The sequence below is a fragment of the Streptomyces sp. NPDC059567 genome (genome assembly GCF_042735655.1).
GTDB lineage: Bacteria > Actinomycetota > Actinomycetes > Streptomycetales > Streptomycetaceae > Streptomyces.
On record NZ_JBHWBS010000011.1, the window covers coordinates 21,462 to 41,612 of the forward strand.

A 20,151-nucleotide genomic window follows, 5' to 3' on the forward strand; every position below is an offset into this window, starting at 1 on the left:
ATGAGCGTCGTCGTCACCGCACGTGAGGGGACAGGGGTTTCGTGAAGATCCTGATCAGCGCCGACATGGAAGGCGCCACCGGCGTCACCTGGCCCGGCGACGTCCTCCCCGGGACACCCCAGTGGGAACGGTGCCGGTCCATGTTCACCTCGGACGTCAACGCGGCGGTCCTCGGGTTCTTCGACGGCGGCGCCGACGAGGTGCTGATCAACGAGGCCCACTGGAGCATGCGGAACCTGCTGCTCGAACAGCTCGACGAGCGGGCCGAGATGATCACCGGCCGGCACAAGACCCTGTCCATGGTCGAAGGGGTGCAGCACGGGGACGTCGACGGCATCGCGTTCGTCGGCTACCACACCGGCGCCGGAACCGAAGGCGTCCTCGCGCACACCTACCTCGCCAACTCCCTCACCGGCGTGTGGCTCGACGGCGAGCGGGCCAGTGAGGGACTACTGAACGCCCATGTCGTCGCCGAGTACGGCGTGCCCGTCGTCCTCGTCACCGGAGACGACCTGACCTGCGACGACGCCCTCGGATACGCGCCCGAGGCACGCAAGGTCGCCGTCAAGGACTACGTCTCGCGGTACGCGGCGGTGTGCCGGACCCCGAAGCGTACGGCCGGCGACATCCGGGCCGCCGCCAAGGACGCGACCGCCCTCGCCGTACGGCACGAGCCGGTGCGGGGCGGGCCGTTCACGATGGAGCTGGAGTTCGACGCCGAACACCTGGCCGGCGCCGCCACGGTCGTGCCCGGCGTGGCGCGGAGCGGCGAGCGCAAGATCGCGTACACCAGCGGGACGATGTACGAGTCCATTCGTACCTTCAAGGCGGTCACCACGATCGTCTCCGCAGCGGTGGAGGAGCAGTATGGCTGAGCCGGGTCAGGGGCCGGACGCCACGGCGCTCGACGAGGTGGTGACCTTCACCTCCGAGCTCATCCGCATCGACACCACCAACCGCGGCGGCGGCGACTGCCGCGAGCGGCCCGCCGCCGAGTACGTCGCCGAACGCCTCGCCGCCGCAGGCCTGGAAACCGCCCTGCTGGAACGGACCCCCGGCCGCACCAACGTCGTGGCGCGCATCGAGGGAACCGACCCCTCCGCCGACGCCCTGCTCGTCCACGGCCACCTCGACGTCGTCCCGGCGGAGCCCGCCGACTGGGCCGTGCACCCTTTCTCCGGAGAGGTCCGCGACGGCGTGGTCTGGGGCCGCGGCGCCGTCGACATGAAGAACATGGACGCGATGGTCCTCGCGGTCGTCCGCTCCTGGGCCCGCCAGGGCATCCGGCCGCGCCGCGACATCGTCCTCGCCTACACCGCCGACGAGGAGGCCAGCGCCGAGGACGGTTCGGGCTTCCTCGCCGGCGAGCACCCCGGGCTCTTCGAGGGCTGCACCGAAGGCATCAGCGAATCCGGGGCGTTCAGCTTCCATCCGACGCCCGGCATGACCCTCTACCCGATCGCCGCCGGCGAACGCGGCACCGCCTGGGTCAAGCTCACCGCGCACGGCCGGGCCGGACACGGCTCGAAGGTCAACACGGCCAACGCCGTCACCCGCCTCGCCGGAGCCGTCGCCCGCATCGGCGCCCACCCCTGGCCCGTCCGCCTGACCTCGACCGTACGGGCCGCGCTCACCGAACTCGCCGCCCTGTACGGCATCGAGACCGACATCGGCGCGGCGGGCTTCGACGTCGACCTGCTTCTCGAGAAGCTCGGCCCCGCCGCGGCGCTCGTGGAACCGACCGTGCGCAACAGTGCCAACCCGACGATGCTGGACGCCGGTTACAAGGTCAACGTCATCCCCGGGCACGCCGTCGCCTATGTCGACGGCCGGATGCTTCCAGGCGGCGAGGAGGAGTTCGCCGAGACGATGGACCGCCTCACAGGGCCGGACGTCGAGTGGGAGTTCCATCACCGCGAAGTCCCCCTGGAAGCCCCCGTCGACTCGCCCACCTTCGCCCGACTGCGCGCCGCCGTCGAGCACTTCGACCCCGACGGCCACGTCGTCCCGTTCGCCATGTCCGGCGGCACCGACGCCAAGCAGTTCTCCCGGCTCGGCATCACCGGATACGGCTTCTCCCCGCTGAAACTGCCCCCGGGCCTGGACTACGGAGCGCTCTTCCACGGAGTCGACGAGCGTGTCCCCGTCGACGCCCTGCACTTCGGCGTCCGCGTCCTCGACCACTACCTGAAGTCCGCGTAAGGGGAGTAGAGATGGTCCCGACGGGCTCCTACGGCACCTGGCCCTCCCCGATCGACGCGACGCTCGCCGCCCGGCACGACGGACGCCCCGAGTACGTCGGCGTCGTCGGCGACGAGGTGTGGTGGACCGCGCCACGCCCCACCGAGGGCGGCCGGCGCGCGCTCGTCCGCCGACGGGCCGACGGCACCGAGGAGTCGGTGCTCCCCGACCCGTGGAACGTCCGCAGCCGGGTCGTCGAGTACGGCGGCCAGCCCTGGGCGGGCCTGGCCCGCGCGGACGGCGGACCGCTCGTCGTGTTCAGCCACTTCCCCGACCAGCGTCTCTACGCGTACACACCCGACGCCGGGCCCGGAGCCGAGCCCCGGCCCCTCACCCCCGTCTCCACCATCGGCGGCGGACTGCGCTGGGCCGACCCGGTGATCCACCCCGACCGCGGCGAAGTCTGGTGCGTCCTGGAGGAGTTCACCGGACCCGCGCCGACCGACGTCCGCCGCGTCCTGGCCGCCGTACCCCTCGACGGCTCGGCCGCCGAGGACCGCGGCGCCGTACGCGAACTCTCCGACGGACGCCACCGGTTCGTCACCGGCCCCCGGCTCTCCCCGGACGGACGGCAGACCGCCTGGATCGCATGGGACCACCCACGGATGCCGTGGGACGGCACCGAGGTGCTCCTCGCCGAGGTCACGGCCGACGGCACCCTGCAGGGGGCGCGGACCGTCGCCGGCGGGCCGGAGGAGTCGGTGCCGCAGGTCGACTGGACCGCCGACGGACGGCTTCTGTACGTCAGCGACCGCAGCGGCTGGTGGAACCTCTACCGGACGGACCCCGGTGGCGAACCGGTCGCCCTCTGCGCCCGCCCCGAGGAGTTCGGCGGACCGCTGTGGAAGATCGGCCTCAGATGGTTCCACCCGCTGGAGAACGGCCTCGTCGCCGTCATCCACGGCAAGGGCGCCACCGCGCTCGGGATACTCGACCCCGAGAGCGGCGAACTCGTCGACGCCGCGGGGCCCTGGACCGAGTGGGCCTCCACCCTCGCCGTGCACGGCACCCGGGTCCTCGGCGTCGCCGCGAGCCCCCGCAGCGCCTACGAGGTCGTGGAGCTGGACACCGGCACCGGCCGGGCCCGGGTCATCGGCTCGGCCCACGACGACCCGGTCGACCCCGCGTACTACCCCGAACCCCAGATCCGCACCTTCACCGGCCCCGACGACCGCGAGATCCACGCCCACGTCTACCCGCCGCACAACCCCGACCGGATCGCCCCCGGCCAGGAGCTGCCGCCCTACGTCGTCTGGGCGCACGGCGGGCCGACCGGGCACGCTCCGCTCGTCCTCGACCTGGAGATCGCCTACTTCACCTCCCGGGGCATCGGCGTCGCAGAGGTCAACTACGGCGGGTCCACCGGCTACGGCCGGGAGTACCGCGAGCGGCTGCGCGAGCAGTGGGGCGTGGTCGACGTGGAGGACTGCGCGGCCGTCGCCGAGGCGCTGGCCGCCGAAGGCACCGCCGATCCGGCGCGGCTGGCGATCCGGGGCGGCAGCGCGGGCGGCTGGACCACCGCGGCCTCCCTCGTCACCTCCGAGGTGTACGCCTGCGGCACGATCATCTATCCCATCCTCGATCTGCTGGGCTGGGCCACCGACGAGACCCACGACTTCGAATCCCGGTACCTGGAGTCGCTCGTCGGCCCGCTCGCCGAGGTGCCCGCCCGCTACCGGGAACGCTCGCCGCTCGACCATGTCGAGCGGATCTCCGCGCCCTTCCTCCTGCTGCAGGGCCTCGACGACGTGATCTGCCCGCCCGCGCAGGCCGAGCGGTTCCTGGGGCGGATGGCGGGACGCGGGGTCCCGCATGCGTACATCGCCTTCGAGGGCGAGAGCCACGGCTTCCGGCGCGCCGAGACGATGATCCGCGCCCTGGAGGCCGAACTCTCCCTGTACGCCCAGACCTTCGGCATCGCCCGACCCGACGTACCCCTCCTGGAGCTGAAGAAGTGACCGTCACTCCGCCGACCCGGCCCCAGTGCCTCCGCCCGGGCGCCCGGGTCGCCGTCGTCGCTCCCAGCGGGCCGATCCCCGAGGAGCGGCTCGCGGCCGGGCTCGACCTGCTGCGCGGCTGGGACCTGGAGCCCGTGGTGGCGCCCCATGTCCTGGACACCCACCACCGGTTGGGATATCTCGCCGGTGCGGACGAGGCCCGCGCCCGGGACCTCCAGGAGGCATGGTGCGATCCCGACGTCTCCGCGGTGATCTGCGCGCGGGGTGGCTACGGCGTCCAGCGGATGGTGGACCTGGTCGACTGGTCGGCGATACGGGCCGCGGGGCCCAAGGTCTTCGTCGGCTACAGCGATGTCACCGCCCTGCACGAGGCGTTCGCCGTACGCGCGGGCCTCGCGACGCTCCACGGGCCGATGGTCGCGGCGGCCGCCTTCCTCAAGGACCCCCGCACCCAGGAGTCCCTGCGGGCGACCCTCTTCGAGCCCGAGTCCGTGCGGACCCTCGGCCTGGACACCGCCCGCGCCATGGTCCCGGGCCGGACTCACGGCGTCACCCTCGGCGGCTGTGTGAGCCTCCTCGCCGCCGACCTCGCCACCCCGCATGCCCGCCCCTCGGCCCGCGGCGGCCTGCTGCTCCTGGAGGACGTGGGGGAGGAGCCGTACCGCCTGGACCGTATCCTGACCCAACTGCTGCGCTCCGGTTGGCTGGACGGGGTCGCGGGGATCGGTCTCGGCTCGTGGGAGGAGTGCGGCCCCTACGAGGAGGTCCGGGCGGTCCTCGCCGACCGGCTCGGGGGTCTCGGAGTCCCGGTGGTGGAGGAGATGGGCTTCGGCCACAGCGAGACGGCACTGACCTTCCCCCTCGGCGTACCGGGCGTCCTGGACGCGGAGGCCGGGACGCTGACGCTGGACGTGCCGGCGCTGCGTTGAGCCGGCCGGGCCGGGGCGCGCCGGCGCGCATGAGGCCCACCGACCTTCACTGAATCTCCGTCCACAACCCTTGTCAGGCGCGTTGACGGAGATCTGACACGTGTCACACCATGGGCCCGGATCGATACTTACCAGTCGGTATCCTCAGCGTGGAGGCCCCGTGTCCGTGTCCCGTGCGCTACCGCTGTCCCGCAAGCTCCTTGCTCTGGCCGCGAGTTCGGCACTGGCCGCGCCCCTCGCCGTCGTCGGCCCGGCGAGCGCGGCCGAGTCGGGCGCGTACACCGTCACCCCGCTGAGCTTCACCGTCGAGGCGGGCGGCCGCAGTTGTGTGATCGACGCCGACCTCTACCGCCCGGCCGGGGTGGACGCCGCGCACCCGGCGCCCGCCGTGCTCGCCACCAACGGGTTCGGCGGGAGCAAGGCGGACGGGTCCACCGACGCCATCGGGAAGGCCTTCGCCGCCCAGGGCTATGTCGGACTCGTCTACTCCGGGCTCGGCTTCGGCAAGTCCGGCTGCCTGATCTCCCTCGACGACCCTCGCATCGACGGACGGGCCGCGACCCGGCTCGTCGACTTCCTCGGCGGCACCCGCGCCGCCGACGACGGCACCCGCGCCGACTTCGTGACCAAGGACGGCGCCGGCGACCCGCGCGTCGGCATGGTCGGCGGCTCCTACGGCGGTGCCATCCAGCTCGCCACCGCCTCCGTCGATCCCCGGCTCGACGCCCTCGTCCCCCTCATCACCTGGAACGACCTCGCCTACTCGCTCGCCCCGAACGGCGCCGACCGCGCGACCCCCGGCGTCTTCAAGTGGCAGTGGGCCAACGGCTTCTACCTCATGGGCGAGGGGCAGCCGCTGCTCGTCCCCTCCCTCGACCCCTCCCGCGTCAACTCGCTCGGCTGTCTGCACTTCGTCACCGACGCCTGCGACACCGTCCGGCTGCTCAACTCCGGCCGCTACCGCGACGCGGACACCAAGAAGATGCTCGACTTCGCCCGGAGCGTCTCACCGGTCTCGTACCTCGACCGCGTCAAGGCGCCGACGCTGATCGTCCAGGGCCAGTCCGACAGTCTCTTCAACCTCAACGAGGCCCAGGACACCTACGAGCGGCTCCAGGCGCGAGGCGTCGAGACCAAGATGATCTGGCAGTCGTGGGGGCACAGCGGGGGACAGGCCCCCGGTGAACTCGACCTCGGCCAGGGCAATGTGGAGACCAGCTACGTCGGGCAGCGCGTCCTCGCCTGGTTCGACCGCCATCTGCGGGGCGACCGGAAGGCCGACACCGGCGCCGAGTTCGCCTACTACCGCTCCTGGCAGAGCGGCTACGGCACCGCGGCCCGGGTCCCCACCCTCAGCCAGAGGCTCTACCTCTCCGGCGACGGCAAGCTCGTCGACAACCGGGCCAAGGTCGCCCGCGGTTCACGCGAGTACAGCAACCGGCTGGTCCCCACGAGCCATTCGGAGTCCTCGCTCACCGGACTCATCGGCCTGCCCGACCCCCGCCCGTACGACATCAAGGGCACCTACCTCGGCTGGACCAGCGCCCCGCTGGCCGCCCCGGTCGACGTCGTCGGCTCCCCGCGGGCCACGCTCCGGGTCGTCTCCCCGAAGACCGAGCGCGTCCAGGACTCCGGCGACGCCGCCGACAAGCTGGTGCTCTTCGCCAAGGTCTATGACGTCGCCCCGGACGGAACGAAGACCCTGGTCAACCGGCTCGTGGCGCCGGTACGGGTACCGGACGCGACCCGGCCCTTCACGGTGGAACTGCCGGGCATCGTGCACCGCTACGAGACGGGTCACCGTCTGGAGTTCGTGATCGCCGCCAGTGACGACGCGTACTCCGGGAACCGGGGCATCAAGCCGGTGACCGTCACCGCCGCGCCCGAGGACACCGGCACGCTGGAGCTGCCCGTTGTCAAGGGCCGGGTGGGGTAGCAGCCAGAAGGGTGGATTCACGCGACCTTCGGGCGTTCTTTACCTGTTCTTTTCCCACTCTGCGGGCAGCGGGACGGAGACTGTGCCACCGCCTTCGCGCCGTGACGTCGGCGCGGGGCAGCTCCCACTCGCAGAAGGACCGAAGGCCCCGTGCCACTTCCCGTTGTGCTGTCCGGCCGCACCGTACGGCTGGAACCCCTCGCACCACAGCACGCCGCCGCGATCGCCGCGGCCGGCGCCGAGGACCGTACGACGTACGCGTTCACGCCCGTCCCCCACAATCTGGACGCGGCGGAGATCTACCTCGAACGTGCCCTGGCCGAACAGGCCGCGGGCCGAACGCTTCCCTTCGCCGTCGTCAGTACCGCCGACGAGCAGGTCGTCGGCGCGACGAGGTTCCTGGAGCTCGACTACTGGCAGGGGCCGCTGGTCTGGCCCTCGGTGCCCGGGATGCCGTACGGCGATCCGGCCACCGCGGTGCCGGACGCCGCGGAGATCGGCAACACCTGGCTCGCCCCCCGGGCCCAGGGCACCGGGATCAACTCCGAGGCCAAGCTGCTGATGCTCCGGCACGCCTTCGAGGTGTGGGGCGTACGGCGCGTCTCGATGCGCGCCGACGCCCGGAACCTGCGTTCGCGGGCCGCCATCGAACGCCTCGGAGCGACCTGCGAAGGGGTGCGGCGGGCGCATTCACGCGGGCTCGACGGGGCCGTGCGCAGCACCGCCTTCTACTCGATCCTCGACGAGGAGTGGCCGGCCGTCCGGGCCGTCATCGAGGCCAGGATCGACCGCGGGCCGCGACTCGACGGTGCGACGCTGCTGGACGGTGCGGCCCGGCTGGACGGACCGCCCCTGCTCGACGGTGCGGCCCGGCTCGACGCGGCGGCGCCGCGCGGCCCGCTCGTACCGGCGTAGGCGCACAGCGGACGGCCCCGCGCGGTCGACATGACCGTGCGGGGCCGCTGTGTACACCCGGGGCGTCAGAGCGCCGCGTACCCCGGGCGCACGACCTCGTCGATCAGCCGCTGCCGCTCCGGCAGCGGCAGGAACGCGGCGTCGAGCGCGGCGACCGTGAACTCCTCGAAGACCTCCGGGCCGTAGCCGAAGGCGTCCACCATGTGCTGGAACTCCTCGCTCATGGTGGTGCCGGAGACCAGTCGGTTGTCCGTGTTCAGCGTGATGCGGAAGCCGAGGCGGCGCAGCTCGTCGATGGGGTGCGAGGCGTAGTCCTTGGCCGCACCGGTCTGGAGGTTGGAGGTCGGGCAGACCTCCAGGGCGATCCGGTTGTCGCGGACGTACGAGGCCAGGTGGCCGAGCGTGCCGTCCTCGGCGATGTCGTCCGTGATCCGCACCCCGTGGCCGATCCGCTCGGCGCCGCAGACCTGCACGGCCTCGTGGATCGACTCCGCGCCGACGGCCTCGCCCGCGTGGATCGTGAAGTGGCAGTTCTGCCGCTTGAGGTGCTGGAAGGCGGGGAGGTGGCGGGCCGGCGGGTTGCCGATCTCGCCGCCGGCGATGTCGAAACCGGCCACGCCCTCCTCGCGGTGGGCGACCGTGAGCTGCGCGATCTCCAGGGAGCGGTCGGTGTGGCGCATCCCGGTGAGGAGGGCGCGGACCGTGATCCGGCCGCCGGTGCGGCGCTCACCCTCGCGGAAGCCGTCGTTCACGGCCTCGACGACCTCGTCGAGGCTCAGCCCGGCTTCCAGGTGCTGCTCGGGGGCGTAGCGGATCTCGGCGTAGACGACCCCGTCCGCGGCCAGGTCCTCGGCGCACTCGGCCGCGATGCGGTGCAGCGCCTCGCGGGTCTGCATCACCGCGCACGTGTGGGCGAAGGTCTCCAGGTACCGCTCCAGCGAACCGGAGTCGGCGGCGTCGCGGAACCAGACCGCGAGTGCGGCCGGGTCCTCGGTCGGCAGCGCGGTGTAGCCGCACTCCCGGGCCAGTTCGACGATGGTGGCGGGGCGCAGGCCGCCGTCCAGGTGGTCGTGGAGGACGGCCTTGGGCGCGCGGCGGATCCACTCGGCGACGGGCGTGGAGACCGGGGAGCTGAGCGGGGCGGCAGGGTTGTCAGACAAGTGCATGGCGCGGAAGTGTACGCCACGACGGCGGAAGGGCGCTGTGACGGCGATCGCCCGCCTGGTTCCGCAGGGCTGCCGGCTCAGTTCGACTGAAGGACCGGGAGGGCCGGCGCGCCCGTCGGGAGCATGTGCTTGGCCGCGAGGACCGGGGTGTCCCCGACCCGTACGACCTGGGTGACGAGCACCGCCGGGGTGTCTGCCGGGCGACCGAGCTGCTCGCCCCGCCGCTGGCCGAGCAGCGTCGCGGTCACACTGCTGTGGGCTCCCAGCGGCACTCCGCGCGAGGCGCCCGCGAGCACGGCCAGCATCGAGGTCCGCTCGGGCGCCGACTCGGCGCGCAGCGCTTCGGCGAAGGCCGGGTGCGCCCGCTCCAGTACGTCGTCGGCGGCTGCCCACTCCTGGCTGAGTGCCGCCGCCGCACCCTCTCCGGCCAGCAGGGACTCCCAGAAGCGCAGCTCCGCCCGGGCCGGGGCGAGCAGGTGCTGGGTGGTGAAGTCCGTGGGCTCCTCGACCGCCCGCAGCAGGGCCCGTACGCGCAGGGGAGCGCCCGCGCCGATCAGCTCCTCCAGGGGCTGGATGTGCTCGAAGCCGCGCCGGGGCGGGTGGTCGTTGACGGTCCGGCCGACCCCGCGCCGCACGGAGAGCAGGCCGTCCTCCTGGAGGAGCAGCAGCGCCTCGCGCAGGGCGGGGCGACTCACGCCCAGCTCGCCGGCGAGCTTGGGCTCGGAGGGGAGGGTCGAGCCCGGGGGATAGGTGCCGTCGTGGATGGCGTCCGCGATCCGCTCGTAGAGCACCACGACCGGTCGCCGCTGCTGTCCGCTGACTGCCACTGCCCCTCCTCCTGCCTGCTTGTCGGCAAGTGAACGGTATCCGGAATCACAGGTCAAAGGGACTTGACGTGTGACGCGCGTAGAACTCACTCTGTCTGGGCGCTGCTTGTCAGACAAGCAAAGTTCATCGATATGACATCCACGGCAAAGGGGCCCACATGTCAGCAACATCCGACCTCAAGGGCCGCGGGCCCATGCTGCTGGCGATGGTGCTCGCCGTCCTCGGCTACCAGATCAACGCCACCATGCTCAGCCCCGCACTGCCGGATGTCATCGAGCGCCTCGGCACCACCACGGCCGCCGCCGGTCTCTCGCAGACCCTCTTCTTCCTGATGGCGGCCATCGGTCAGGTCACCCTCGCCCGCCTCAGCGACCAGCGCGGCCGCAAGCCGATGATGATCGTCTGCGCCTTCGTCCTGATCGCCGGCAACCTGCTCTGCGTCTTCGCGCCGAACATCGAGATCTTCATCGCAGGCCGCATCCTCCAGGGCATCTCGGCGGCGATGTTCACCCTCGCCTTCCTCACCCTGAACCAGCTCCTCACCCCGGCCGGCTTCGGCAAGGCCGCGGGCATCATCACCGCCGTCAACGGCGGCCTCGCGGGTGTCGACGCCATCGCCGGCGGCCAGATCGCCGACACCATCGGCTTCCGCGGCATCTTCGTCTGCTCCACCCTGATCGCCGTCGCGGGCCTGATCGGCGTACGCACGTACGTCCCCGACGTCCCGGCCACCGCGACCGACGGCCGCTTCGACTCCCGCGGCATCGCCGCGCTCGCGCTCGGCCTCACCGGCATCCTCGTCGGCCTCGCCCAGGGTGCCGCCTGGGGCTGGACCTCCGTCCTCACCCTCGGCTTCCTGCTCGGCGGCCTCGCCTCGCTCGTCTTCTTCGTCGTCTCGCAGAAGAGCGCGGCCAACCCGGTCATCGACATCGAGGTGCTCGCCTCGCGCCGCGCCTGGCCGCTGCTGCTCACCACGGTCTGCACCCTGGGCGGCGCCTTCGGCGCCATCGCGCTCACGATCCCGCTCTTCTCGCAGGACGCCAGGGTCGGCCTCGGCCTCTCCGCCGTCACCGCCGCCGTCCTCTTCCTCACCCCGATCCAGCTGATCGGCGTGATCTCCGCCCCGCTGACCGGCCGGCTCGGTCCGAGGATCGGCTGGCGCACCATCGTCGTCACCGGCGCGGTCGCCAACTTCGCGATCTTCCTCTTCGCCACGTTCTTCCTGCGCAACGAGTGGATCCTGGTCGCCTCGCTCGCGGCGCTCGGCGTCACGTACGGCGGATTCATGCTGACCGGCCTCAACGGCCTCGCCGTCACCACCGCCCCGAAGGACAAGCCCGGCTCGCTCTCCGGCCTCAACGGCGCCTGCTTCGGCATCGGGGCCTCGCTCGGCATCGCCTTGGCCTCCGCGATGATCACGGCGGGCAGCGACGCGGGCGGCCCGACCGAGGCCGGCTACCAGCACGCGATGTACACGGCGCTCGCGCTGCTCGGCATCGGCGTCCTCACGGCCTTCCTCATCCAGCGTCCCGACCCCGCCGAGGCACCCGCCGAAACGCCGCAGCCGGTACTCGCCCACCACTGACCAGGCCGCAGGGAGAGGCCGCACCCTCACCCGTACGGCCCTCCCACCGCCCCTGTGCGGACCGGATCCCTCCATCCTGGTCCCACGGGGGCGGGCGCGTACGAGGAGGAGAGGTCAGGGGATGAGGCCGAAGGAGACGTCGAGCACGGGCCGGGCCCGGCGCATCTGGCTCCTCACGCCCGGCCGGATCGCCACCGGCGCCGTGCTCGCGCTCGCGGTGGTCGCCGTCACCGCGGGGGAGGAGGCGGTGGCCGACGAGGACGCCCCGCCGATGCCCGGCTTCCTCGGCAAGGGATTGTGGCAGGTCTTCACGGCGCTCGACCACCGCACCCGCATCGACGTCCACGACGTCGGCGGGAGCGACAGACGGGTGCTGTGGCCGTCGAACTGGACGGTGTGCACCCAGCATCCGGACGAGGGTGTGGCGCTCGACGGCCGCACCACGGTCGTGATCGGTGTGGCGAGGAAGGGCGAGACCTGCCCCCGGAAGGTCCGCTCGGCCCGCCGCTGACCGGCCGCACGTCGCCGGAGGCGGTCCCGGCGGGCGGTCAGCGCTTGTAGTTGATCTTCATGGTGTCCATGTCCGTGACGGACGCCCTGAGTTCCCCGTGGCCGTGCCCGAGCTCCCCGAGCACCGTCTCCACCCGGTCCTCGGCGATCGCCGCCGCCATCTCCTCGCCGTCCGCCGCGTCCGAGACCACGATCACCCGGTACGAGAAGTGCTTCAGCGTCCTGTCATAGGCGAGCGAGCCCTCGTCGGTGAACCGCATCGCCGACATCCCGTGCTCGTCGACCTCGGCGAGCAGCCGCGCCCGGCTCGCCTCCGACAGGCCGTCGAACGTGCCGCGCACGATCACCCGGTAGGTGTGCTGGGTGCTCATTCCCCTGGTCCTCACGTCGTTCACGAAACTCGTTGAAGATCCAGACTACGGCGGCGAGGATGAGGCACATGCGGAATATCGTGGTGCTCGACGCCCCGTCCAACCTCGGCCTGCGCCCGCCGTCCCCCGGCACCGTGCCCGGCTGCCACAAGCTCGCCGGCGCCCTGCGCGAGAACCGGATCGTGCGGAGGCTCGGCGCCCTGGAAGGCGGCGTGGTCGTCGCACCCCGCTACGACCTGGGCGACTGGCGGGAGGGCGACGGAGTCTTCAACGCGGCCGCCCTCGCCACCTACACCCGTACGCTCGCGGACCGGATCGAGGGGCACGTACGGGCCGGGGAGTTCCCCCTCGTCCTCGGCGGCGACTGCTCCATCCAGCTCGGCGCCTCCCTCGCCCTGCGCCGCCTCGGCCGCTACGGGCTCGCCGCGATCGACGCCTCCCCGGACTTCCGCCACACCGGCAACTCCGACCGGGTGGGCGCCGCCGCCGGCGAGGAACTGGCCCTCGCCACCGGCCGGGGCCAGCGGGACCTCACCGACCTGGAAGGCCTCGAGCCCTACCTCCGCGAGGAGGACGTCCGGCTCTTCGGCATCCGTGACGCCTACCACGACGATCCCGAACTCGTCGACCTGCGCGCCCTGAAGGTGCCCGTGGTCACCGTCTCCGAACTGCGCGCATGGGGTCCTGCCGAGCTCGCCGCCGCCACGGTGACCGCCTTCGAGACCCCGGCCCTCGACGGCTTCTGGGTCCACCTCGACGCCGACGTCCTCGACCCCTCCGTAATGCCGGCCGTCGACAGCCCCGACCCCGACGGCCTGCTGCCGGACGAACTCGTCCCCCTGCTCCGGACCTTGGTCCGCTCCGAGCGCTGCGTCGGGCTCAACGTCACGATCTGCGACCCCGATCTCGACCCGGACGGCACCGCCGGAGCGCTGCTCACGGACCTCGTGGTCGCCGCCCTGGCCGAAGCCTGACGAGCGGCGCCCCTGGTCAGGAGCGCGCCCGACGTGTTCCATGGTCGACATGACGACCGTACGACGTGCCGTACTGACCCTGCCCGCGGCCCCGTTGGGCCCGGACAACCCCTTGCCCGCCCTGCGGAGCCCGGGCGCGGCGCACGTGGCCGCCCTCCTCGACGCACGCGTCAAGGAGGACGTGCCGCGCGACATGGCACGCCAGTTGGGGTACGCACCGCTGCGCAGCCTGCTGCCCGTCCCGGTCCGCGACGGCTACGGACGCGAGCGCACCCCCGCCGCGATCGACGCGATCGTCATCGAGAACGACCGGCTGCGGGCGACCGTGCTGCCGGGGCTCGGCGGCCGCGTCCACTCCCTGCACCACAAGCCCACGGGGCGCGAACTGGTCCACCGCAACCCGGTGTTCCAGCCCGCCGCCTTCGCCCTCAACGGCGCCTGGTTCGCCGGCGGCATCGAATGGAACATCGGCGCCACCGGCCACACCACCCTCTCCTGCTCCCCGGTCCACGCCGCGATCGTCCCGGCCCCCGACGGCGGCGAGATGCTCCGGCTGTGGGAGTGGGAGCGCCTGCGCGACCTGCCCTTCCAGGTCGACCTGTGGCTCCCCGAGGACTCCGACTTCCTGCATGTCGGCGTCCGCGTCCGCAACCCGCACGAGCGGACCGTCCCCGTCTACTGGTGGTCCAACACCGCCGTCCCCGAGGACCGCCGGATCCTCGCCCCCGCCGACGAGGCCTGGCTCCACGGCTACGAGCGCGGCCTGCGCCGCGTCCCCATCCCGGTCACCGAGGACGAAACGGGCACGGCGGGGGACCGCACGTACCCGCTGCGCAGCACTCTTCCCGCCGACTACTTCTACGACGTCCCCGAGGAACGGCGGCGCTGGATCGCCGCCCTGGACGAGACCGGCACCGGGCTCGTCCAGACGTCCACGGACCTGCTGCGCGGACGCAAGCTCTTCCTCTGGGGCTCGGCCCGCGGCGGACGGCGATGGCAGGAGTGGCTCACCGAACCCGGCGCGCCCGGATACGCCGAGATCCAGGCCGGACTCGCCCGCACCCAGCTGGAGCATCTGAAGCTGGAGGGCGGCGCGGAGTTCAGCTGGCTGGAGACGTACGGGCCGCTGACCGCCGAGCCCTCGGCGGTCCACGGCGAGGACTGGGCGGCAGCCCGCGCGAGCGTGGAGGGGAGCCTGGAGCAGGCGCTTCCGCGCGCCGCCGTCGATGCCGCGTACGCGGCGTGGCGCGCCGGCGCGGCCGACGCCGAACCGGTGACGGTCCTCGCGGCGGGCTCGGGCTGGGGCGCGCTGGAAGTCCTCGCCGGAGGGCACGAGCTGCCGGGGACCCCGTTCCCCGCGTCGACCCTGGGCGCGGAGCAGAAGCCCTGGCTGGAGCTGCTCCGCACGGGCGTCCTGCCGCCTCGCGAGGACGGGGCCGCCCCCGGCCCGTCGCTGGTCGCGGACCACTGGCGCGACATGCTGGAGACCGCGCCCGCGGAGCCGCTCACCGAGTACCACCTCGGGATCGCGCAGTGGCACGCGGGCGACCTGGCCCAGGCGGTTCGGAGCTGGGAGCGCGGGCTCCGGCGGGCGGGCGTGCGCTGGCCGTTGCTGTACTGCCTCGCCGTCGCCGACGAGGAGGGCGGCCACCCGGAGCGGGCGGCCGAGCGCTTCGCGGAGGCCTTCGACGCGCTGCCCGGCGACGTGGACACCTTGGTGTCCGCCGCCCTGGGCCGTGAGGCCCTCACCGCGCTCCTGGCCGCCGGCCGGGTGGCGCAGGCCCGCGCACTCTGGGAGCGGCTGCCCGCGCCGGTCCGCGCACGCGGCGCGTTCCGCTTCGTCGAGGCCCGTCTCCTCCTCGCCGAGGGCCGGAAGCCCGAGGCCCGCGCCGTCTTCGACGCGGGCTTCGAGGTGCCGGACCTGCGGGAGGGCGCCGAGATCCTGGGCGACGTGTGGTCGGCCATGACCGACGAGACGCTCCCGGACTCCTACGAGTTCCGGATGCGTCCCTGAGGCGTCCCCGTCGGACCCGGCCGGTTCAGGCGGTCCGGCGGTCGACGTACTCGAAGACGGAGCCGTCCGGGTGGACCGCGATCAGATTGCGGCCCACCGGGGTCGGGACCGGGCCGGCCAGGATCTTGGCGCCCGCCTCCGTCAGCGAGGTGAACGCCGCGTCCACATCCTGGACGGAGACGGTCGCGGCGACCTTCCGCAGGACCTCCAGCTCCGACTCGGGTCCGCTCATCAGCAGGAAGCAGCCGATGGCCGCGACCGACACCCCGCCGCGCTCGAAGCGCAGGGCGGAAGCGCCGGTGAGGCGCTCGTAGAACTCCACCGCCGGCTCGAGATCGTCGACGCAGACACGTAGCGTGGACCCAAGAATCTCCATGCGTACGAGCCTAGTTGAGGTTCAGGAGACGCGGCAGAGGATCTCTCCGTGCGGGACCATGAACCAGGCGTCCTCCTGCCGGCCCCACTCCCGCCACGCCTCGGAGACCTCGGCCAGCGCGTCCGGCGTCGTGTGGCCGCCGTCCACTGCCAGCTTCGCGTACACGGACTCCGTCGTCCGCTCCGCCCACAGACCGCTCCACCACGCCCGCTCCTCCGGCGTCGCGAAGCACCAGGTGGCGGCCGTCGTCGTCACGTCCGTGAACCCCGCCCGCCGTGACCAGGCGAACAGCCGCCGCCCGGCGTCGGGTTCACCGCCGTTGGACCGGGCGACCCGCTGGTACAGCTCTTGCCACGCCTTCATGGCGGGCGGCTCCGGGTGCCAGGCGAAGGACCCGTAGTCGCTGTCCCGGGCGGCGACCACACCGCCCGGGCGGCAGACCCGCCGCATCTCGCTCAGCGCCCGCACCGGGTCCCCCACGTGCTGCAGCACCTGGTGGGCGTGGACGACATCGAAGGAGTCGTCCGGGAAGTCCAGGTCGTGGACGTCGGCGACCGCGAACTCCACGTTCTCCAGGCCCCGTTCGGCGGACGTGGCCCGTGCCTTGTCCAGGACGTCCTCGGCCGCGTCCACCGCGGTCACCCGGCCGGGGGCCACCAGCGCGGCCAGGTCGGCGGTGATGGTGCCGGGGCCGCAGCCCACGTCCAGGACGTCCAGGCCGGGGCGCAACTCGGGGATCAGATAGGCCGCGGAGTTGGCGGCGGTGCGCCAGCTGTGCGAGCGCAGCACCGACTCGTGGTGCCCGTGGGTGTAGACGGCGGTCTCCTGCGGCGCTGACTGCTCGGAGGCATGGGTCATGACCGGACTCCCTCGTGTGGGTTGGTGTGGTCACGGTACGCCTTCGTGCCGCATCGTGAGATGACAATCTCGCCATGTGGTCAACGCGTTGATGTGAATCGCGCGGCCCGCGCCCGGCGACTCGGGGCGCATCGCGGGGCATACGCCCCGGCGCCCTGGGTACGCGCATCGGTGACCTGATCCGGCCGCCGCGAAGACTCGTGGAGGAAGGTCCGTGATGCGGTACGAAACGATGTCCTCGCTCGCCCGGCAGCTCCGCGCGGACGCCGTACGCGCCGCCGACGCCGCCGGCTCCGGGCATCCGACCTCCTCGATGTCGGCCGCCGAGATCGGCGCCGTGCTGCTCGCCCGGCACCTGCGGTACGACTTCGACCGTCCCGACCACCCGGGCAACGACCGGCTCGTCCTCTCCAAGGGACACGCCTCGCCGCTGCTGTACGCCATGTACCGGGCCGCGGGCGTCGTCGGCGAGAGCGAACTGCTCACCTTCCGCGCCAGGGGGAGCCTTCTCGAAGGCCATCCCACGCCCCGGCTGCCCTGGGTCGACGTCGCCACCGGCTCACTGGGCCAGGGCCTGCCCATCGGGGTCGGCATGGCGCTGGCCGGGAAGTTCCTCGACCGCGTCCCGTACCAGGTGTGGGTGGTCAGCGGCGACAGCGAGATGGCCGAAGGGTCCGTCTGGGAGGCCGTGGAGCACGCCGCGTACTGCCGCCTGGACAACCTCACCCTGATCGTCGACGTCAACCGGCTCGGCCAGCGCGGACCCACTCGTCACCAGCACGACCTGGGCGCCTACGCCGCCCGCCTCGAAGCCTTCGGCTGGCACACCCTGCGGATCGACGGACACGACGTCGAGGCGGTCGACGCGGCGCTGCGCGAGGCCCGCGCGACCGTCCGCCGGCCCACCGCGATCCTCGCCGCCACCCGCAAGGGCCGGGGCGTGGCCGCCGTGGAGAACCGCGAGGGGATGCACGGCAAACCGCTCCCGGACGCCGAGGCCGCCATCGCCGAGCTGGGCGGCCGGAGCGATCTGCGGGTCCAGGTGACCGATCCGCCCGCCGCGCTGGTGCCGCGCCCCGGCCGGGACGGCGCGCCGCGGCTCCCGAGGTACACGAGGGGCGAGAAGGTCGCCACCCGTGACGCCTACGGGCACGCTCTCGCGGCCCTCGGCGAGGTCCGTGGCGACATCGTCGCGCTCGACGGCGAGGTCGGCGACTCCACCCGTACGGAGTTCTTCGCGAAGGCGCACCCCGAGCGCTACTTCGAGTGCTGGATCGCCGAGCAGCAGCTCGTCGGGGCCGCCGTCGGACTCCAGGCACGCGGCTACGTCCCGTACGCCTCGACCTTCGCAGCCTTCCTCACCCGCGCGTACGACTTCGTCCGGATGGCGGCCGTCAGCCGGGCCGGGATCAACCTCGTCGGTTCGCACGCCGGGGTGTCCATCGGCCAGGACGGGCCGAGCCAGATGGGTCTGGAGGATCTCGCGATGCTGCGTGCCGTGCACGGCAGCACCGTGCTCTACCCCTGCGACGCCAACCAGACGGCGAAACTTGTGGTGGCCATGGCCGACCTCGAAGGCGTCCGCTACCTGCGCACCACACGCGGCGGCACCCCCGTCGTGTACGGGCCCGAGGAGGAGTTCCCGGTCGGCGGGAGCAAGGTGCTCCGCAGCCACGGTGAGGACGACCGGGCGACCGTCGTCGCGGCCGGGGTGACCGTGCACGAGGCACTGAAGGCGGCCGACCGGCTCGACGAGCACGGCATGCCGGTCCGGGTGATCGACCTCTACTCGGTCAAGCCGGTGGACACCGAGACCCTCGACCAGGCGGCCGGGACGACCGGCTGCGTCCTGACGGTGGAGGACCACCATCCCGAGGGCGGGATCGGCGACGCCGTCGCCGAGGCGTACGCCAACGGGCACGGCGGGATGCCCCGCCTGGCACGACTCGCCGTGCGCTCCATGCCCCTCTCCGCGACCCCGGAGGAACAGCTCCACGAGGCCGGCATCGACGCGGACGCGATCGTCTCGGCGGTCGAACTCATGCTGGAGCGCGTGCTGGTGCGCTAGGGCGGACCTGACGGCCACTCATATGACGAACCCGTGAACAGACCGTCCCGAAGGCACTTGCACGCCTAGCATCGGGCCCGCCGCCACCCTCGTCGTACCCCCGCGCGCCGCCGCGGTACCCCCGCATGCCGTCGTCCCCCGTCCTCCGCCGTACCCCCGCTCCCGCATCCGCCGCCGCACCCGAGGAGAAACGTGCCCCACGTGTCCGTGCCGGACCGCCGGTCCCTGCTGAAGCTGCTCGCCGCCGCCCCCGCGGTCTCCATGCTCGGCGGACCGGCGGCCGCGGCCCCCGCGACGGCAGCCTCCGGGCCAGGCATCGTCAAGCCGCTGCCGCCCGAGCTGTTCACGATCCGCGGGACCAACGCCGAGTCCCGCTTCGACTCCTTCGGGAACACCGGCCTCCTCACCCCCACGGACCGCTTCTTCGTCCGCAACCACACCTCCACCCCCGTCCTCGACGCCGCCACCTGGCGGCTCACCCTCTGGGGCGACGGACTGCACGGCCGTGGCCCCGTCCACTTCACCTACGGACAGCTGCGGGACCTCCCCTCCGTCACCCGGACGGCCCTGGTCGAGTGCGCCGGAAACGGCCGCAGCCTCTACGCCACCCAGCAGGGCGAGACCGTCAGCGGCACCGCCTGGACCCTCGGCGCGGTCGGGGCCGCCCGCTGGCGCGGGGCCCGCCTCTCCGACGTGCTGCGTCGCGCCGGGATCGCCGCGGACGCCGTGGACGTACAGCCGAGCGGCCTGGACGACGAGTACGTCACCGGGGGCGTGAACCTCGGCCGGGTCCGCCGGCCGCTGCCGGTGGCCAAGGCACTCGACGACGTGATCCTCGCGTACGAGATGAACGGCGAGACCCTTCCGCGCGACCACGGCTACCCGGTCCGCCTCGTCGTGCCGTCCTGGGTCGGCATCGCCTCCATCAAATGGCTCGGCGACATCCAGGTCTCCACCACCCCGCTCTCCTCGCCGTGGTCCACCGACTACTACCGGCTCTTCGGCGCCGCGCATCCCCCCGGCGGCAGCGCGCCGATCACCCGCCAGACCCTCAAGTCCGGGTGCGAGCTCCCCTTCGGGGCCACGCTGGAGGCCGGCCGCGTCCACCGCCTCACCGGTCGCGCCTGGTCCGCACTCGCGCCCGTGCGCAGGGTGGACGTCTCGACCGACGGCGGCGCCCTCTGGCGCCCCGCCCGGCTCCTCGACGCCCCCCGGCGCGACGGCTGGGTCCGCTGGACCGTCCCGTGGCGCCCGCGCCGCTCCGGCCCGGCGACCCTGCTCTCCCGCACCACCGACGCGGCCGGGAACGTCCAGCCCGAGCGGGCCGTCCACAACACCCAGGGCTATCTCTTCAACGCGGTGGTGCGACACCCGGTCGCCGTCGTCTGAGGCAGCGAACCGCTCCGAACCTTCGTATAAAGG

The 20,151-nt window shown here is 72.8% G+C and carries 17 protein-coding genes; 12 read left to right on the forward strand and 5 right to left on the reverse strand.

Annotation, left to right across the window (positions count from 1 at the left end; translation table 11 throughout):
• The first annotated feature begins 41 nt into the window (after positions 1-41).
• From ACFVZW_RS08180 to ACFVZW_RS08205, 6 genes are all read left to right on the forward strand, one after another.
• Positions 42-875 carry a M55 family metallopeptidase gene (locus tag ACFVZW_RS08180; RefSeq protein WP_384518452.1) on the forward strand — a complete coding sequence of 278 codons (834 nt, stop codon included), beginning with the start codon at positions 42-44 and terminating at the stop codon, positions 873-875.
• A complete protein-coding gene (locus tag ACFVZW_RS08185; RefSeq protein WP_384518455.1) occupies positions 868-2,202 on the forward strand; it encodes a M20/M25/M40 family metallo-hydrolase in 1,335 nt (444 codons plus the stop codon). Before ACFVZW_RS08180 ends, ACFVZW_RS08185 begins: the two co-directional genes overlap by 8 nt.
• Before the next feature lie 11 nt (positions 2,203-2,213).
• Positions 2,214-4,199 (forward strand): prolyl oligopeptidase family serine peptidase, encoded by a 1,986-nt coding sequence (locus ACFVZW_RS08190; protein ID WP_384518458.1) that lies wholly within the window; start codon positions 2,214-2,216, stop codon positions 4,197-4,199.
• On the forward strand, positions 4,196-5,128 hold the full coding sequence (locus tag ACFVZW_RS08195) for an LD-carboxypeptidase (protein ID WP_384518461.1): 933 nt from the start codon (positions 4,196-4,198) through the stop codon (positions 5,126-5,128). The genes ACFVZW_RS08190 and ACFVZW_RS08195 overlap by 4 nt, the downstream gene beginning before the upstream one ends.
• 166 nt (positions 5,129-5,294) lie before the next feature.
• Entirely contained in the window at positions 5,295-7,064 is a 1,770-nt protein-coding gene (locus ACFVZW_RS08200; RefSeq protein ID WP_384518668.1) for a CocE/NonD family hydrolase, read from the forward strand.
• Positions 7,065-7,214: 150 nt separating this feature from the next.
• A complete protein-coding gene (locus ACFVZW_RS08205; protein WP_384518464.1) occupies positions 7,215-7,979 on the forward strand; it encodes a GNAT family N-acetyltransferase in 765 nt (254 codons plus the stop codon).
• A gap of 65 nt (positions 7,980-8,044) precedes the next feature.
• Here the strand turns inward: ACFVZW_RS08205 and ACFVZW_RS08210 are convergent, their stop codons facing one another.
• Both ACFVZW_RS08210 and ACFVZW_RS08215 read right to left on the reverse strand, forming a co-directional pair.
• On the reverse strand, positions 8,045-9,145 hold the full coding sequence (locus ACFVZW_RS08210) for an adenosine deaminase (protein ID WP_384518467.1): 1,101 nt from the start codon (positions 9,143-9,145) through the stop codon (positions 8,045-8,047).
• Positions 9,146-9,222: 77 nt separating this feature from the next.
• Entirely contained in the window at positions 9,223-9,972 is a 750-nt protein-coding gene (locus ACFVZW_RS08215) for a GntR family transcriptional regulator (protein WP_384518470.1), read from the reverse strand.
• A gap of 158 nt (positions 9,973-10,130) precedes the next feature.
• Between ACFVZW_RS08215 and ACFVZW_RS08220 the strand changes: the two genes are divergently transcribed.
• Both ACFVZW_RS08220 and ACFVZW_RS08225 read left to right on the forward strand, forming a co-directional pair.
• Complete coding sequence (locus ACFVZW_RS08220; protein WP_384518473.1) at positions 10,131-11,558, forward strand: MFS transporter; 1,428 nt, start codon at positions 10,131-10,133, stop codon at positions 11,556-11,558.
• A 121-nt stretch (positions 11,559-11,679) separates the two neighbouring features.
• Positions 11,680-12,069, forward strand: coding sequence for a hypothetical protein (locus ACFVZW_RS08225; RefSeq protein WP_384518475.1), 390 nt, complete (start codon positions 11,680-11,682; stop codon positions 12,067-12,069).
• Between the two features lie 37 nt (positions 12,070-12,106).
• Here the strand turns inward: ACFVZW_RS08225 and ACFVZW_RS08230 are convergent, their stop codons facing one another.
• Positions 12,107-12,439: a DUF6204 family protein gene (locus tag ACFVZW_RS08230; protein ID WP_384518477.1), complete on the reverse strand. Its 333-nt coding sequence runs from the start codon at positions 12,437-12,439 to the stop codon at positions 12,107-12,109.
• Between the two features lie 68 nt (positions 12,440-12,507).
• On the opposite strand from ACFVZW_RS08230, the gene ACFVZW_RS08235 reads away from it, so the two are divergent.
• Complete coding sequence (locus ACFVZW_RS08235; RefSeq protein WP_384518480.1) at positions 12,508-13,413, forward strand: arginase family protein; 906 nt, start codon at positions 12,508-12,510, stop codon at positions 13,411-13,413.
• A gap of 40 nt (positions 13,414-13,453) precedes the next feature.
• Positions 13,454-15,427: a DUF5107 domain-containing protein gene (locus ACFVZW_RS08240; protein ID WP_384518483.1), complete on the forward strand. Its 1,974-nt coding sequence runs from the start codon at positions 13,454-13,456 to the stop codon at positions 15,425-15,427.
• A gap of 25 nt (positions 15,428-15,452) precedes the next feature.
• Here the strand turns inward: ACFVZW_RS08240 and ACFVZW_RS08245 are convergent, their stop codons facing one another.
• Positions 15,453-15,803: a VOC family protein gene (locus ACFVZW_RS08245; protein ID WP_384518486.1), complete on the reverse strand. Its 351-nt coding sequence runs from the start codon at positions 15,801-15,803 to the stop codon at positions 15,453-15,455.
• A gap of 21 nt (positions 15,804-15,824) precedes the next feature.
• Positions 15,825-16,661 carry a methyltransferase domain-containing protein gene (locus tag ACFVZW_RS08250; protein ID WP_384518488.1) on the reverse strand — a complete coding sequence of 279 codons (837 nt, stop codon included), beginning with the start codon at positions 16,659-16,661 and terminating at the stop codon, positions 15,825-15,827.
• 217 nt (positions 16,662-16,878) lie between these two features.
• On the opposite strand from ACFVZW_RS08250, the gene ACFVZW_RS08255 reads away from it, so the two are divergent.
• Entirely contained in the window at positions 16,879-18,729 is a 1,851-nt protein-coding gene (locus ACFVZW_RS08255) for a transketolase (RefSeq protein WP_384518491.1), read from the forward strand.
• A gap of 192 nt (positions 18,730-18,921) precedes the next feature.
• On the forward strand, positions 18,922-20,118 hold the full coding sequence (locus ACFVZW_RS08260; protein ID WP_384518494.1) for a sulfite oxidase: 1,197 nt from the start codon (positions 18,922-18,924) through the stop codon (positions 20,116-20,118).
• Positions 20,119-20,151: the final 33 nt, after the last annotated feature.

Excerpts from the sequence above, each read along its gene's own strand:
- ACFVZW_RS08235 (WP_384518480.1), top strand. The coding sequence starts at position 12,508 with ATGCGGAATATCGTGGTGCTCGACGCCCCGTCCAACCTCGGCCTGCGC.
- ACFVZW_RS08245 (WP_384518486.1), bottom strand. The coding sequence starts at position 15,803 with ATGGAGATTCTTGGGTCCACGCTACGTGTCTGCGTCGACGATCTCGAG.
- ACFVZW_RS08185 (WP_384518455.1), top strand. The coding sequence starts at position 868 with ATGGCTGAGCCGGGTCAGGGGCCGGACGCCACGGCGCTCGACGAGGTG.
- ACFVZW_RS08230 (WP_384518477.1), bottom strand. The coding sequence starts at position 12,439 with ATGAGCACCCAGCACACCTACCGGGTGATCGTGCGCGGCACGTTCGAC.
- ACFVZW_RS08190 (WP_384518458.1), top strand. The coding sequence starts at position 2,214 with ATGGTCCCGACGGGCTCCTACGGCACCTGGCCCTCCCCGATCGACGCG.
- ACFVZW_RS08250 (WP_384518488.1), bottom strand. The coding sequence starts at position 16,661 with ATGACCCATGCCTCCGAGCAGTCAGCGCCGCAGGAGACCGCCGTCTAC.
- ACFVZW_RS08255 (WP_384518491.1), top strand. The coding sequence starts at position 16,879 with ATGCGGTACGAAACGATGTCCTCGCTCGCCCGGCAGCTCCGCGCGGAC.
- ACFVZW_RS08210 (WP_384518467.1), bottom strand. The coding sequence starts at position 9,145 with ATGCACTTGTCTGACAACCCTGCCGCCCCGCTCAGCTCCCCGGTCTCC.
- ACFVZW_RS08225 (WP_384518475.1), top strand. The coding sequence starts at position 11,680 with ATGAGGCCGAAGGAGACGTCGAGCACGGGCCGGGCCCGGCGCATCTGG.
- ACFVZW_RS08240 (WP_384518483.1), top strand. The coding sequence starts at position 13,454 with ATGGTCGACATGACGACCGTACGACGTGCCGTACTGACCCTGCCCGCG.
- ACFVZW_RS08220 (WP_384518473.1), top strand. The coding sequence starts at position 10,131 with ATGTCAGCAACATCCGACCTCAAGGGCCGCGGGCCCATGCTGCTGGCG.